This window comes from Actinomycetota bacterium (assembly GCA_014360655.1).
Lineage (GTDB): Bacteria > Actinomycetota > Geothermincolia > Geothermincolales > RBG-13-55-18 > JACIXC01.
Map to the genome: position 1 here is coordinate 39,474 of JACIXC010000010.1, position 14,834 is coordinate 54,307.

Here is a 14,834-nt window from a genome sequence, read left to right on the forward strand (position 1 = left end):
CGGCGCCTGAAAGGGTTACGCGTAGCGGTTGCGAGCTTGCCACGGGGAAAGGCGCCGGCGAATCGGTTATGATCTTGGAAGGCGAAGGAAACGGGAGAAAACGCAAGGAGAAGCCGAGGTCATGGGTGGAGCAGGCAGGAAGGTGATCTCGCACCTGCCGCTGGTGGCGGTGGTGGGCCGCCCCAACGTGGGCAAGTCCACGCTTGTCAACCGCATCGTGGCCCGGGGAGAGGCCATCGTGGAAAGCGAGCCGGGGGTCACCAGGGACCGCAATTACTTCGTCGCCTCCTGGAGGGGGAGGGAGTTCCGCATCGTGGACACCGGCGGGTTGGACCCGGTGGCGGAGGAATCCCTGGTACAGGCCATCGGCCGCCAGGCCCTGGCGGCGGTTGAGGAGTGCGACCTGGCGCTCATGCTGGTGGATGCGACGGAGGGCATGACCCCTCTCGACCAGGAGGTGGCGCAGTTGCTGCGGAGGACCGGGAAGCCGGTCATCCTGGTGGCCAACAAGGTGGACAACAGGCGCCGGGAAGAGGAGGCCGTGGAATGGTACGAGCTTGGCATGGGTGACCCCTGGCCGGTTTCCGCCATGCACGGTCGCAACATCGGCGACCTGCTGGACGCGGTGGTGGAAAGCCTTCCCGAGGCGACCGCCCTCGAGGAAGCGGAGACCCCGGAGACGGTGGTGGCGGTGGTGGGGCGCCCCAACGTGGGGAAGTCCACGCTCTTCAACCGCCTGCTGGCCGAGGAGCGCTCGCTGACCAGCGAACTTCCGGGGACCACGCGCGATGCGGTGGATACCTTGATGGAAATAGACGGCAAACGGTACCGCTTCATCGACACCGCCGGCTGGAGGCGGCGCACCCGCGTGAAGGAAGGGGTGGAGTTCTACAGCCTGGTGCGGGTATGGAGGGCCATAGACAGGGCGCAGGTGGTCCTGCTGGTGCTGGACGCCTCCCAGGGGGTCACGGACCAGGACCAGCGCATAGCCGCCCGCATCAAGGAGGACGGGCGCGCCTGCGTGGTGGTCCTCAACAAGTGGGACGTGGTGAAGGGCGGCGGCAGGGCGCAGGAGGTCTACGCGGACGCCGCGGAGAAGCTGCGTTTCGTTGGATATGCGCCTTTCCTGCGGGTGAGCGCCCTCACCGGGCAGGGAACGGGGCGCATCCTGCCTACCGTGGACCGCGTCAAGGGTAACTGGGAGACGCGCATACAGACCTCCCACCTCAACGACCTCCTGCACCGCCTCCTCTCACAATCACCGCCGCCGACGCGCAGGGGGAAGCGGCTGCAGTTCTACTACGCCACCCAGGCCCGCACCGCGCCGCCCCAGTTCGTTTTCTTCGTGAACCGACCCGACCTGGCTGACGCCTCTTACGAGAGGTACCTGGAAAGGAAGCTGCGCGAGACCTTCGCCCTGGAGGGTACACCCATCCGTATCGTGCTGCGCTCCCGCCGCTTAAGGCGCGAAAGGTCGTGACGGCGGGCGTGGGCTGAGGAGCGCTCGCGGGGCGGATGCGGGGCGGAAGCAGGGCGGAAGCACGCTGCAGGCGAACGGCGGCTTCCCGGCCACGCGGGGCGATATATTCTGGCCAGGGGCGAAAGGCGCCGGTGATCGTGGAAACCGCGCAGCGCGCGGTGTGTTATATTCTACGGTGGTCTTCGGTGGCCCTGCCGTGGCCGGTTCCGTCTTTGTCATCGGCGGCGGCTCGCTTTGGTAAGGACGCGCCTCGCAGGCGCAGGGGGGTGAAGTATGGTTTACAGGGCCGTACTGTGGATGGTCGGCAGTTACCTCCTGGGCTCCGTTCCCTTCGGGCTCGTGGTCTCCAGGCTCGTTTTCCGGCAGGACGTTAGGCGCCTGGGGTCAGGGAACATAGGCGCAACCAACGTACTGCGCAATTTCGGGGTGCGCCCCTTCATCGCCGTCACCATGCTGGACATGGGCAAGGGGATAGCGGCCGTGGCGGTGGCCAGGGCGCTGGGTCTCGGACCCGCCCTTTCCCTGCTGGCGGGGCTCCTTTCCATCGTGGGGCACAACTGGAGCCTCTATCTCCGCTTCAAGGGAGGCAAGGGCATCGCGACCAGCGGGGGGGTCATCATCGCGGCCTATCCCTGGCAGGTGACCGTTGCCGTGGTGGGCACCTTTCTCCTCGTGGTGCTCATCACCCGCATCATGTCCCTGGGTTCGCTCTCCGCCGCCCTGGCCTTTCCCGCAGCGACGCTCATCGTCCTGCACGGCAGGCTGAACAGGTTCTGGCCGCACCTCGTCGTGTCCTGCCTGGCCAGCGCCTTTGCCGTCTACAAGCACCGTGACAACATGCGGCGCCTGCTGGCCGGCGAAGAGCCGAGGATAAGGATAAGACGCGGGGTCGAGGAGGGGGAAGGCGCATGAGGGTGGCCGTTCTGGGTGCGGGAAGCTGGGGGACGGCCATGGCCTCCCATCTCGCCACCATGGGGCACGATGTGCGCGTGTGGGCGCGTGAGGAGGAGGTGGTGGAGGGCATCAACCGCGGGAGGCGCAACCCACTTTACCTCGTCGAGCTCGAGATCCCGCGGGGGGTGAGCGCCCACGCGGGCCTGGAGGACGCCCTGCAGGGCGCGGAGCTCGTGGTGATGGCGGTTCCCTCGCGCTGGACGAGAGAGGTCGCGGCACGCGCCGCACCCCTCGTGCCCGCAGGGGCCGCCGTGGTCAACCTGGCCAAGGGCTTCGACTACAGGAACGGCGAGCGCCTCTCGGTGGTCATCGCGAAGGAGCTGCGGCGCGATCCCCGGGAAGGGGTGGCGGTGCTCTCGGGTCCCAACCACGCGGAGGAGGTATCGCGCGGTGTTCCCAGCGCCACAGTCATAGCGTGCGGCGACGCGTCGCTGGCGCGGGAGCTGCAAGCCGTGTTCAGTTCCGATTATTTCCGCGTGTACACCAACCGCGACGTCATCGGCGTCGAGGTGGGTGGAGCATACAAAAACGTGGTGGCCATCGCCGCAGGGGTGCTGGACGGGCTGGGCCTGGGAGACAACACCAAGGCCAGCCTGATAACACGGGGGCTGGCGGAGATGGCGCGTTTCGGCGCTGCCCTGGGGGCCAATCCCATAACCTTCTCCGGCCTCTCCGGGATCGGCGACCTTATCGTCACCTGTATAAGCCGCCATTCGCGCAACCGTGGCTTCGGCGAGGAGCTGGGACGGGGAAAGGAACCCGGGAAGGTCCTGCAGGCGAGCCGCATGGTGGTGGAGGGGGTGTACACCACGGGCATCGTGGTGCAACTGGCCCGGGAACTGGACGTGGAAACCCCCATCGCGGACGGCGTGAAGGCGGTGCTCGACGGGGAGGGAAAGCCCGCCGAGGTCGCGCGCCGGCTCATGACCCGCCGCCTCAAGGAGGAGACGGAGGAATCGCTTTATCGCGATTTCCTCCTGCGGGAAGGCGGGGAAGGCTGAAAGAGGCGGTGCAGGGGCGCCCTCTCCACGCGTGCGCGAGCACGGCAGATTTCCTTTTCTGCCGCCGGTGTCCCTTGATCTCGACCGCCCGGGTCCCATGATGCGGGCGCTCCTCGTCCGCGGCGGAGCTTCACTGGCGCCGATGCCTCCGTGCACGGGACGGCACACCGCATGAGGTGTCCTGTCGCGCAGGGCAACCCGTTGCACGGGACGACCCACCGAACTATATATACCGCCTCGTGGGAAGACCCGTTGCACGTGATACCCCGTTATAAGGGCTTCCCAATACGTGATGCAAGGCACCTTGTTACGATGGCGACCCCGTCATACGAGACATCCCGCTGCGGGTCAACGATCTCGAGCGCTTGACACACGGCGCGTGGGCGAGATGCGCCCCCCTTTTTTTTGTAGGCGTCACCGGCGTAAAAATGTCGTCACCCCCGCCTATCATGAAAATGCTCGCTGAAGGGAAGGAGTCATACGTGAGACGCGTTCTGTACCTGCTGGTGACGCTGCTCGCACTCGCGCTGCTGGCGGAGGTCGCACTGACCGTGCTCGTGCAGAGGGGCATGGAAAGGGCCTTGGCGCGGCGCTACGGTCTCCCCGACGACCTCGAGGTAGCCGTCGGCGCCTTCCCCTTTCTCGTCAGCCTCGCGCGCGAGCGCATAGGCGAGCTGCGGCTTTCATGGAGGGGGGAATGCCTGCTCTCCCACGCGGGCGGGGAGAGCGCCGTGACCTACCATTGCGTGGCCTATCTTTACGATGTCGAGGTTAGCTTCGCCTCTCTCCTGCGGGGCGACCTGCAGATGCGCTCCCTGTCACGCGTTGACGCACACCTGGATATACCGCTCACGGAGGCTGCCACCCTCCTGGGCGTGGATGACGTCACCGTGACCGGTGACGGCGGTCTCCTCGTTACGAGTGCAGAAGGCGGCGAACGACGTTACGGGGTGAGAGTCATCGGAGACGACGGCATCGCCTTTTCAACGGACATCGATTCGGGGGGTCCGGGCGGTGTGTCGTCTGAGCCCGTACCGCAGGCCCAGGGAGGGGAACCAAACTTTCGTTTATCTGGCCTCCCGATGGAAGCGAAGGCCGTAAGCGCCACCATCGACGGGGACAGGATCGTGATCGAGATCTCCATACCCGAGTGGGTGAGCTACCTGGAATACTCGACCACTACTTCAGACTTTAAGCATGAATATGAGCTTTACGGAGAGGTAAGCGTTTCTTCCATAAACATGAGGTAAAAAGTTAGCAAAATCGGGAAAAAAGAGGTGAAAAAGGGTTGACAGCTCAATATCTTGTATTTTACCTTGATTCCACAACACAACATGTTGAATCGCAGCTACCGGCTGGGGAGGGGAAAGCCATGAAATGCCCCTTTTGCGGTTATCCGGACAGCAAGGTCATAGATTCGAGAAACGCGGAACAGGGGACGGCGATAAGGAGGAGGAGATCCTGCAAGCAGTGCGGCAGGAGATTCACCACTTTCGAGAGACACGAACGTATGCCCATCGCCGTGGTGAAGAGGAGCGGGGACAAGGAGCCTTACAAGAGGGAGAAGCTCCTGGCGGGCTTGCGCAAGGCATTTGAAAAGAGGCCGGTGACCAGCCAGGAGATAGAAGACCTGGCCATGGCCATCGAGGCGGAGTTGCGCGAGGAGGGTAAGAGCGAGATACCATCGAGCGCCATAGGCATGGCCGTGCTGCGCAGGCTTAAAGAGATGGACGAGGTGGCCTACCTGCGCTTCGCATCGGTTTACAAGGAATTCAAGGACATAAGCGAGTTCCAGAGCGAACTGGGGCAGCTGCTGGAAAAGAAGGTGGAGAAGAGCCGCACGCCTCAGGGACGTTAAGGGGAGAGAAAGCTGAGAGAAAGGGGGGGTAGGGAAGTGACGGCCGCCAGTAACATAAGGGTTCTCAAACGCAAGGAGGCTGCGGAGGACGCAACGGATATAGCCCTCCTGGTAAGCACATCCTCGAAGGAGGAGATCAACCTCTGGGACAAGAGCAAGATAGTGAACTCACTCATCCTGGAGACGGAGGCCAGCCAGGAGCTGGCGCAGGAGATAGCGGACCGCGTGGAGGAGAGGATCGTGCAGGGTGGGATGAACACGGTCACCACCTCCATCATCCGCGAGCTCGTCGACCTGGAGCTTCTCGAACGCGGCCTGGGCACCATGCACAAGAAGCACTCCCACCTGGGCCTTCCCATGTACGACGTGGAGCAGATAATCACCAGCGCCAACAAGGAGAACAGCAACACCACCCACAACCCCGAGTCCATAAACCTCACGCTCGCGGAGGCCATACTCAAGGAATTCGCCCTGCGCAAGGTGTTCTCCGAGGATATCGCCCGCGCACACATGCTGGGCGACATCCACCTGCACGACCTGGGTTTCATCATCCGTCCCTATTCCTACCTCGGGGACACCGTGATCCACTGGAGGGTCAAGGGCTCCCCGCTCGTCTTCACCACCACCATGGAGCAGCTCTACCATCTCCTTCCGGGAGAAACGCGGCCGGAGCCTACGGTAAGGGTGAAATACCCCGGAGAGCTGGAGATCCTCGACCGCGGCGGTAGCTGGACGGAGATCAAGCGGGTGGTGAAGAAGGACCGCCTGGGCAAGCAGATGGTCTTCATCGCCACCTCCGACGGCAGGTTCTGCGTGGTCACCCACGACCACCCCGTGATCACCGCCGACGAGGTAAAGCCGGCCTCCCTGGTGGAGGTGGGTGAGGAGGTGGAGACCCTGGAGCTCCCCGAGGACAAGGCCCTCCGTTTCGAGGAGATGAACATCACCCACCTCCTGGAGGCCAACGCCTCCACCCTCAGGCTGCGCTTCCACGCCGAGGACGTCGTCGAGGCGCGAAGGCGGTTGAGCGAGATGGTCTCCAACGCTTCCCGCGCCGGGGCGCGCCGGGAGAGGAGGGGAAGGGAGCGGGCGAGGACGCCTTTCGGCGGCAGGTCGGGCCTGGCCAGGGTGGTCATGGTGGAGCCGGTCGAGGTGCTCGACGTCTACATCTACGACGTGACCACCGGGAGCGGGACCCTTATCGCCAACGGCATCTACTCCCATAACTGCGGCGGGCACAGCCTCGAATACATAAAGAAGTACGGCATCTCGCTCCCCAACATCACCAGCACCTCGCGCCCCGCCAAGCATCCGGAGGTGCTCATAGGGCACATGGTGAAGATGGCCTCCACCCTGCAGTCGCATTACGCCGGCGCCATCGGCTGGGAGGCGGTGAACATGTTCTTCGCTCCCTACCTGGTGGGGCTGGGGTACGAGCGGGTCAAGCAGCTGGCCCAGATGCTCATCTACGAGTTCAACCAGCTGGCGGGGGCCAGGGGCAGCCAGGTGGTCTTCACGGATTTCAACCTCTACTGGAACATACCGCGCCATTTCCGCGAGACCCCGGCCATCGGGCCCGGCGGCGTGTACACGGGAAAGACCTACAAGGAATACGAGAAGGAGGCGCAGACCTTCCTCAAGGCCCTCTTCGAGGTTTACCTGGAGGGGGACGCCATGGGCAAGACCTTCGTCTTCCCCAAGCCCCTGCTCCACATCAGCGAGGATTTCTTCCGCACCGAGGGGCACGAGGAGTTCCTCGAGCTGGCCTGCAAGGTCGCGTCGCGACAGGGGATAACCTACTTCGTCTTCGACCGCGGCGACGAGGTCACCGTATCGCAGTGCTGCCGCCTCAAGCTGCGCCTGAAGGAGAGGGATCTCCAGGAGACCATGACCCCGGAGAAGATGCGCTTCACCGCCCTGCAGAACATCACCATCAACCTGCCCCGCATAGCCTACAAGGCAAACGGCTCCGACGAGGTCCTCTTCTCGGAACTGCAGAAGGCCATGCACATGGTGGCCAGGGCGCACATACAGAAGAGGGACTTCATCGCCAGCCTCCTGGAGCTGGGGGTGAACGGGCCCCTCTCCGTGCTCTGCGACGCCAAGGACGGGGAGCCCTACCTGAGGCTGGACAGGCTGACCTACCTGGCCGGGCTCCTGGGCCTCAACGAGATGGTGCAGTACCACACGGGTCAGCAGCTGCACGAGTCCACGCAGGCTCTGAAATTCGGGCTCAAGGTGGTGGCGCACATGAAGAGGGCGTGCGAGGACCTCTCCGGGGAGTACGGGATCAACCTGGTGCTGGAGGAGTCGCCGGCGGAGTCGAGCGGCTACCGCCTGGCGAAGCTGGATATGAAATACTACCCGGCGCAGGCCTCAAGGGTGCTCAAGGGAAACCTCGAGAGCGGGGAGTACTACTACACCAACAGCGTGCACCTCAACGTGGAGGCGGACATCGACTACATAGAGAGGGTGAAGAAACAGAGCCTCTTTCACCCGCTCATAGAGGCGGGCGCCATCTGCCACATCTGGTTGGGGGAGCACGAACCCGACCCGGAATCCATAAAGAACTTCGTCATCAAGACCTTCCGCCAGACGCAGTCCTCCCAGATCGCCTTCTCACCGGAGTTCACGGTGTGCAACGACTGCCGGCGTACCCACCGGGGCCTGCAGGAGAAGTGCCGCGACTGCGGTTCGGAGAACGTGTACGGCATAACCCGCATCGTGGGATATTTTTCCAAGATAACCACCTGGAACAGGGGAAAGCTGGGGGAGCTGAAAGACCGCCTGCGCACGGACATGAAAGGAGGGCTGAGGCATGCAGCACCTTAAGGTGTTCATAAAGCGGGATTGCCAGAAGTGCCCGGCGGCCAAGGAGGTGGCCGCGCGATTCCCGCGGACGGAATACTACGATATAGACGAGGTGGACGGCCTGGCGGAGGCCGCCTTCTACAGCGTGCTCTGCACGCCTTCCATCGTGGTGGTGGACGAGGAGGGCATGGAGCTCCATGCCTGGCGCTGCACGGTGCCCTCCTCGCGGGAGATCGCCGAGTGGTTGAACTGAGTGAACCGAGAGATGTCCTGTTTTGACAGCCTGTGGGGCCTGCTGCCCTCGAGCATGATGGACTGGCCCGGCAAGGTGAGCGCCGTGCTCTTCCTGGGCGGGTGCAATTTCCGTTGCCCCTACTGCCACAACCCCGAGCTGGTGAGGGCGGACGGGAGCCTCGCGGCGGGTGAGGGGATGCGGTGGGAGGACGTGGCGGCCTTCCTCCGCTCGCGTGTGGGCTGGATAGACGGCCTCTCCGTCACGGGAGGGGAACCCACCATCCACGACGACCTGCCCCGCCTGTGCTCGCTTGCGCAGGAGGCCGGTTTCCCCGTCAAGCTGGACACCAACGGAACCCGACCCCGCATGCTGCGCAGGCTCATCGAGGAGGGGTTGCTGGACTTCCTGGCCATGGACATCAAGACATCCCTGGAAAAATATCCCATGGTGGCGAGGCGGCCGGTGGATGTCGCGACCATCCTGGAATCCATCGACATCGTGCTGGAAAGCGGCATAGAGCACGAGTTCCGCTGTACCGTTGTGCCGGGGCTGGTGGACCTCTCCGACCTGCTCTCGCTCGCCCGCCTCATCGCGGGCGCGGACCGCCTGGTGCTGCAGCAGTTCCGCCCGGAGCATACCCTCGACGCCTCCTACCGCGAGGTGCGCCCCTACCCCGAGGACCTGTTGCTGCGATGGGCGGAGGAGCTCGCGGCGCTCGTCCCCACGCGGGTGCGCGGCGTGCTGTCCATGCAGTTGCAGCACTGAGTCGGAGGCGGGGCGGATGGCACGTGCGGGACGGTGGGTCGTGATGCTGCTTTGCGGGAAAGTCCGGGAGGCGGGACATGGACGGAAACGGGAACGGCGCCGACAAGGTGCAGGACCCTTTCGCCGAACCGAGCCAGGCGCTGCGGCGCCGTGAGGCGAGCGAGATCGCGGAGACGGCCGGCGTGCCCGTGGAGGGGAACAGGCTGCGCCTCGCCTTTCTCCGCTGGGAGATACTGGTATACCATCCCGACCTGCGCATGGAGGTCCCGGATTTCCTCAACAACTTCGTGGTCAAACTCCTCGCGCTGCTCTACCTGGCCAACGCGCGCGCCGTGCCCCTGGCCAACCAGTGGGTGCCCTACCGCGAGCTGAAGGACGGTCTCTTCTACGTGAAGAGTTTCTCGGACACGGTGGAGGACCGCCTGCGCCGCCGCTTCGGGGACGATCTCGAGGGTATGCGTGCGGCCTGCCTCGCGCTGGGAGGGAGGGAGGTGGAGCAGGGGGACCTGGGAATGGTGCTGAACACCTTTCCGCGCCTACCCCTGCTCTTCATCGCATGGAAGGGGGACGAGGAGTTCCCGCCCAGCGTGCGCATCCTCTTCGACGCCTCTGCGACCAGCTACCTGAACGCCTTCGAGCTGCGCATGCTCTGCGGCGAGATAGCCAACCGCCTTATCGGGATAGCGGACGGCCGCCTGCAGCTTCCCCCGTGCGCATAGGGGATTGCACGGGCGTAGGGGCGGCAACCCGGAGATCACAACGCACCCGGCTCGCGCCGCGGGGCGCCGAGAACGCGCGCGCCCGGCCACGCCGCGTTGGCGCGCATGGTGGGCAGTGTGCGGTTTCGCTGGCGCGGCAGGTGGTATACGAAATGGAGGTAAACATAATAAACTGTTAAATAGTTAACGGTGACATAAGGGAGGAGCACGTTGACGTCCCGGGTGGAGACCATTGTCCTTGGGTTGCTGGCGGAGGGGGAGAGGCACGGCTACGACCTTATCCGCCATATGGAAGAGCGCGGCTTCCTGCGCTGGACGGGCGTGAGTAAGGTTGCCGTCTACAAGGCCCTGGCGAGGCTGGAAAGGGAAGGCAGCCTCGCTTCCTGGCCGGAAAAAGACAGCAACATGCCGGAGAGAAGGGTGTTCGGCATCACCGCGGAGGGACTGGAGAGGCTGCGGGACGCGGTGTACGCCCTCTGTGCCGAGGAGGAGCCGTTGCGCATGCATTCCGCCGTGGGCCCGGCCTTCTTGAGCGCGCTGCCTCCCTCCGAGGCGAGGGAGGCGCTGGAGAGAAGGCTCTCCTTCCTGGAGGCGCAGGCGAAACGCATCGCCGACGAGAGGGAACTCCTGGAGGGAGTGGCGGAGGAGACCCATCTCCTGATCCTGGATCACGAGCTGCGCCTGTACCGGGTCGAGGCGAGCTGGCTCTCGCTCATTATTGATAAAATAGATTCCGGAACAGGTACCGCGGAGGCAGGGACGGGCGGTCGGCGCAGGCGCGGGAAGGACGCGGAAGGCGAGCGGAAAGGCGTGGCCAGGGGTGAGCGGGGATAGCAGGAGCAGGAAGATACTGGAAGAGGCCGAGAGGCTGGCCTTCGAGGTGGGCTACCGTCGTTTCAACATGGACGACCTCTCGCAGCGGCTGCGCATGAGCAAGAAGACCATCTACGAGTCGTTTTCCTCCAAGGACGAGCTCTTCACCACCGCCCTGAATCGGCGCGCCGGCAAGATATTGCGCCGACTCCAGGAGATACTGGACCTGGACGAGGACGCCATGACCAAGCTCTACCTGGCGAGCAAGCACATCGTGGACGAGCTCTCCCACATCAAGCCCTCGCTGGTGAAGGAAGTGGAGACCTTTTTCCCGGACGTCTTCAACGTCTACGGTGACTTTTACCGCAGGATAGTGGCGGGAGTGGTGAGCATCATCGAGGAGGGCGCGCGCACGGGCGTCTTTCGCAGCGACGTCAACCCGCTGGTCTTCGCCTACCTGGTGCAGGGGATGGTGGAACTCTCCAGCAACCCCTACCTGCTCATCGAGAGCGGCCTCAGCCTTGAGGAGGTATACACGGCCTTCATGAAGATCATCATGGAGGGGATCGTGGCGCAGGGCTTCCGGGGGGAGGAAGGGGAGGGCAGGCGAACGCGCTCGCGAGGCGAGGAATCACGCGCCGCAACGTGATGTTTTGCGAATCCGTGCGGAAAAAGAGGGAATCGTGGTGACGTCAAGCGGTAAGGTTTCGGGGGAAGCGCGACGGGCGGCGATGCATCCACTTGACAGCATGCGGAGAGGGATGGTTGAATGGTTTAAACTGATAAACCATTATCAGTTTTTTCGTTTCCAGGCGCCCCAGGGGGTTTTCCCGTGCTCGTGAAGGGCGCGAAGGGTCAAGATTTTAAGGGTGATCGTTAACGGTAAGGCGGCCATGTCGCCGCGACAAGAGGGACGGGGCTGCGATGGGCGAAACGGTCGGTGAAGAGAACAGGAGGATAATAGAGAGCGACGGCTATGCCGACCACCTGGGGGCGAGGCTCCTGGAGATAAGGCCCGGCTACGCGAAGGTCGCGCTCACGCTGGGCCCACAGCACCGCAACTTCATGGGCATGGTACACGGGGGGGTGATCTTCTCCCTGGCCGACGTGGCCTTCGGGGCGGCGGCCAATTCCTTCGGCAGCAAGGCCATGGCCCTTTCGGTGGGCATAGATTTCCTGGCGGCCCCGGACACGGAGGGGGAGATGACTGCGGAGGTGGAGCTCGTCTCGCGCGCCGGAAAGATGGGCTATTACCGCATGAGCGTGGTGGACGGCGGGGGAAGGAACGTCGCCCAGTGCCGCGGGTGGGCTTATCACACCGAGAGGCCGCTGGGAAAGGATGACGGGGAAGGCGACGGTAAATGAGGGTTTAGCGCCCGGACCCGGGGCGCACGGGACGGGAGGGGAAAGATCGCCGTTTAGCGGGAGGGGAGCGAAGGCTGGTGCCGGGAACGGTTGAGGCTTCCGGTTGGTGGAGGTTTTCGTCGGGCTAGTCACAGGAGGGATGCTCATGTCTCTGCAAGGCAAGGTAGCGCTGGTGACCGGAGGGTCGGGAGGACTGGGCAGGGTGCACGGTCTGGTGCTGGCCGAGAAGGGAGCCGACGTCGCCCTGACCTACAACCGCAACGAGGCCAAGGCGCAGGAGGTCGTGAAGGAGATCGAGAACTTGGGCCGCAGGGCCCTTGCGGTGAAGATGAACCTCTCCGACGAGGCGAGCGTCAACGAGGGCGTGCGGCTGGTGAGGGAAAAGCTGGGACCGGTGGACATCCTGGTGAACAACGCCGCCGCGGGGATCGTGCGCGCGGTGACCATCACCGAGATGAGCAAGGAAGACTGGGACGCGGACGTGTCCGTGAACCTCACCGGCCCCTTTCTGCTCATCAAGGCGGTCTTCCCCGACATGGCGGAGAAGGGCTGGGGAAGGATAATCAACGTCTCCTCGGTGACCGGGACCATGGGTGGCTTCGGGCAGTGCAGCTACGCCGCCACCAAGGCGGGCCTCATCGGCCTCACCAAGACGGTGGCCCTGGAAGGAGCGCGCAAGAACATCACCTGCAACGCGGTGGTGCTTGGAGTCTTCGACGCCGGCAGTTTCTACGACGTCGCCGAGCCCTTCCGCGAGCGCATCATCAAGAGGGTGGCCATGCGCCGTTCCGGTGACCCGCGTGAGCTCTCCGAGGTCATCGCCTTCCTGGCGTCCGAGGAGGCGAGCTTCCTGACCGGCGAGGCCATAGAGGTCAGCGGCGGCATCAGCCTTTTCACCTTCTGAGAAGGTGGCCGCCTTTTTGAGAGGGCGGTAGCGACCCGCGGCAGCGCGGCAGGCGGCGCGTCGCCGACGCGCGTGGGTGCGGGAGGGTGATGGCCCCGCCGTGAACCGCCGTAGGGTTGCCGCTCGGCAACTGTCGGGTGACGGTGCGCGGGAGACGGTGCGGCGAGACAAGGACCCGCGTGCGGCGTCACGTGAAGGCGCTGCGAGCGCGGGTGACATGTGAGGAAGGGAAGGGGATGAAGAACATGGCCGACCTTGAGGAGATCAGGCGCGCTTACGATGAATGGCGGAAGATGAAGGAGGGATGGACGGAACGCCGGGAATCCTTCCGCAGCGACGCGGGCATCCCGGTGAAGGACCTCTACACCCCCCTGGACGTGGAGGGCATCGACTACCTCGCGGACATCGGGTTCCCCGGCCAGCCGCCCTACGCGCGCGGCGTTTACCCCACCATGTACCGGGGAAGGCTGTGGACCATACGCATGTTCTCCGGCCACGGAACGCCGGAGGAGACCAACCAGCGCTGGAGGATGCTCTACGAGGAGGGGGAGACGGGCTTTTCGGCGGCGGTGGACTCGCTCACCTTCGCCGGCGTGGATCCCGACCAGGAGGTGCACGGCGCGGCACACGAGGTGGGGAAGGAGGGGGTCCCGCTCTACTCCATCCGCGGCGTCGAGGCCATGGTGGAAGATCTTCCCATCGACAGGATGAGCGTCGCCCTGGTTGTCGAGCCCCTGACCTCGGCCGCCATCACCTCCATGTACTTCAACGTGGCCAAGCAGAGGGGGCTGCGCAAGGAGCAGCTGGCCGGCACCACGCAGAACGACATCCTCACCATGACCATAGGCTACATCCCCTGGGGTTCCCTTAAGCCGGCCGACCTGCTCAAGCTGGCCTGCGACCTCATCGAGTACTGCACGGCCATGGGAGAGGCGCCGCGCTGGAACCCCATCAACTTCACCACCTACAACTACCGCGAGGGAGGCATAGACGCCGTGCAGGAGATAGGCATGGGGCTGGCCAACGCGGTGGCACACATCGACGAGCTGCTGCGACGCGGCTGGAAGATAGACGATTTCGTGCACCGCCTGGCCTTCCACCTCTCCGCCCACCGCGACTTCTTCGAGGAGATAGCGAAGTACCGTGCGGCGCGCAAGCTGTGGTACCGCCTCATGAAGGAGCGCTACCGCCCGGAGAACCCCGAGGCCTACCGCTTCCGCTTCCACGTGCAGACGGCGGGTTGCTCCCTCACCGCCCAGCAGCCCATGGTGAACATAGTGCGCACCGCCTACCAGGCCCTCGAGGCGGTGCTGGGCGGCTGCCAGTCCCTGCACACCAACTCCTACGACGAGGCCATCTGCCTGCCCTCCGAGGAGGCGGTGCGCCTGGCGGTACGCACCCAGGAGGTGCTGCAGGAGGAGACGGGCGTGGCCAACGTCATCGATCCCCTGGCAGGCTCATATTACGTGGAGTCCCTCACCCGAGAGCTGGAGGAGCGCATCTGGGGTTACTTCCAGCAGATCGAGGAGATGGGGGGCGTGGTGGAGGCCCTCAACACCGGGTGGCTCTTCGGGGAGATGAGCAAGGCCTTCAACAAGCGGCGCCGCGACCAGGAGAGCGGCGAGGAGAAGGTCATCGGCGTAAACTGCTACGTGCTGGAGGACGAGGAGCCCACGCCGCCTTTCCGCACCAACCCGCGTGCCGCCGAGATCGAGAGGGAGCGCCTGGCGAAGCTGCGCGCCGAGAGGGACAACCAGAAGGTGAGCAGGCTGCTCGACCAGCTGCGCAGGGTGTGCGAGGCGCGCGAGAACGTGCTGCCGGTGGTCAGCGAGCTGACGGCGGCCGGCGCCACCCTGGGAGAGATCACCGGCGTGTACCGGGAGATGTGGGGCATCTGGCAGCTGCCCTTCGTGGCCTGAGGGGGTGGGG

Annotated in this window: 14 protein-coding genes; all 14 read left to right on the forward strand. The window is 64.5% G+C overall.

What is annotated here, in order from left to right; genetic code table 11:
- Window positions 1-121 precede the first annotated feature (121 nt).
- The 14 genes from der to H5T73_08220 all read left to right on the forward strand — a co-directional run bounded on the left by der (window position 122) and on the right by H5T73_08220 (window position 14,824).
- The gene (gene der, locus H5T73_08155) at window positions 122-1,480 is read left to right on the forward strand and encodes a ribosome biogenesis GTPase Der (protein ID MBC7247738.1); all 1,359 of its coding nucleotides are present in this window, start codon (window positions 122-124) and stop codon (window positions 1,478-1,480) included.
- Window positions 1,481-1,753: 273 nt separating this feature from the next.
- Window positions 1,754-2,392 (forward strand): glycerol-3-phosphate 1-O-acyltransferase PlsY, encoded by a 639-nt coding sequence (gene plsY, locus H5T73_08160; GenBank protein MBC7247739.1) that lies wholly within the window; start codon window positions 1,754-1,756, stop codon window positions 2,390-2,392.
- On the forward strand, window positions 2,389-3,435 hold the full coding sequence (locus H5T73_08165) for an NAD(P)-dependent glycerol-3-phosphate dehydrogenase (GenBank protein ID MBC7247740.1): 1,047 nt from the start codon (window positions 2,389-2,391) through the stop codon (window positions 3,433-3,435). Before plsY ends, H5T73_08165 begins: the two co-directional genes overlap by 4 nt.
- 482 nt (window positions 3,436-3,917) lie before the next feature.
- Window positions 3,918-4,685, forward strand: a complete 768-nt coding sequence (locus H5T73_08170; GenBank protein MBC7247741.1) for a DUF2993 domain-containing protein — start codon at window positions 3,918-3,920, stop codon at window positions 4,683-4,685.
- A 122-nt stretch (window positions 4,686-4,807) separates the two neighbouring features.
- Window positions 4,808-5,293: a transcriptional repressor NrdR gene (gene nrdR / locus H5T73_08175; protein MBC7247742.1), complete on the forward strand. Its 486-nt coding sequence runs from the start codon at window positions 4,808-4,810 to the stop codon at window positions 5,291-5,293.
- A 36-nt stretch (window positions 5,294-5,329) separates the two neighbouring features.
- Window positions 5,330-8,125 carry an anaerobic ribonucleoside-triphosphate reductase gene (gene nrdD, locus H5T73_08180; GenBank protein ID MBC7247743.1) on the forward strand — a complete coding sequence of 932 codons (2,796 nt, stop codon included), beginning with the start codon at window positions 5,330-5,332 and terminating at the stop codon, window positions 8,123-8,125.
- Entirely contained in the window at window positions 8,112-8,357 is a 246-nt protein-coding gene (locus tag H5T73_08185) for a thioredoxin family protein (GenBank protein MBC7247744.1), read from the forward strand. Before nrdD ends, H5T73_08185 begins: the two co-directional genes overlap by 14 nt.
- A gap of 12 nt (window positions 8,358-8,369) precedes the next feature.
- Window positions 8,370-9,104, forward strand: coding sequence for an anaerobic ribonucleoside-triphosphate reductase activating protein (locus H5T73_08190; GenBank protein MBC7247745.1), 735 nt, complete (start codon window positions 8,370-8,372; stop codon window positions 9,102-9,104).
- A gap of 77 nt (window positions 9,105-9,181) precedes the next feature.
- Window positions 9,182-9,823 carry a DUF3786 domain-containing protein gene (locus tag H5T73_08195; GenBank protein ID MBC7247746.1) on the forward strand — a complete coding sequence of 214 codons (642 nt, stop codon included), beginning with the start codon at window positions 9,182-9,184 and terminating at the stop codon, window positions 9,821-9,823.
- Between the two features lie 210 nt (window positions 9,824-10,033).
- Complete coding sequence (locus tag H5T73_08200) at window positions 10,034-10,657, forward strand: PadR family transcriptional regulator (GenBank protein MBC7247747.1); 624 nt, start codon at window positions 10,034-10,036, stop codon at window positions 10,655-10,657.
- On the forward strand, window positions 10,644-11,285 hold the full coding sequence (locus H5T73_08205) for a TetR/AcrR family transcriptional regulator (protein ID MBC7247748.1): 642 nt from the start codon (window positions 10,644-10,646) through the stop codon (window positions 11,283-11,285). Before H5T73_08200 ends, H5T73_08205 begins: the two co-directional genes overlap by 14 nt.
- A gap of 275 nt (window positions 11,286-11,560) precedes the next feature.
- Window positions 11,561-12,001: a PaaI family thioesterase gene (locus H5T73_08210; GenBank protein ID MBC7247749.1), complete on the forward strand. Its 441-nt coding sequence runs from the start codon at window positions 11,561-11,563 to the stop codon at window positions 11,999-12,001.
- 145 nt (window positions 12,002-12,146) lie between these two features.
- Window positions 12,147-12,905: a 3-oxoacyl-ACP reductase FabG gene (locus H5T73_08215; protein MBC7247750.1), complete on the forward strand. Its 759-nt coding sequence runs from the start codon at window positions 12,147-12,149 to the stop codon at window positions 12,903-12,905.
- 236 nt (window positions 12,906-13,141) lie between these two features.
- Window positions 13,142-14,824, forward strand: a complete 1,683-nt coding sequence (locus H5T73_08220) for a methylmalonyl-CoA mutase (GenBank protein ID MBC7247751.1) — start codon at window positions 13,142-13,144, stop codon at window positions 14,822-14,824.
- Window positions 14,825-14,834 lie beyond the last annotated feature (10 nt).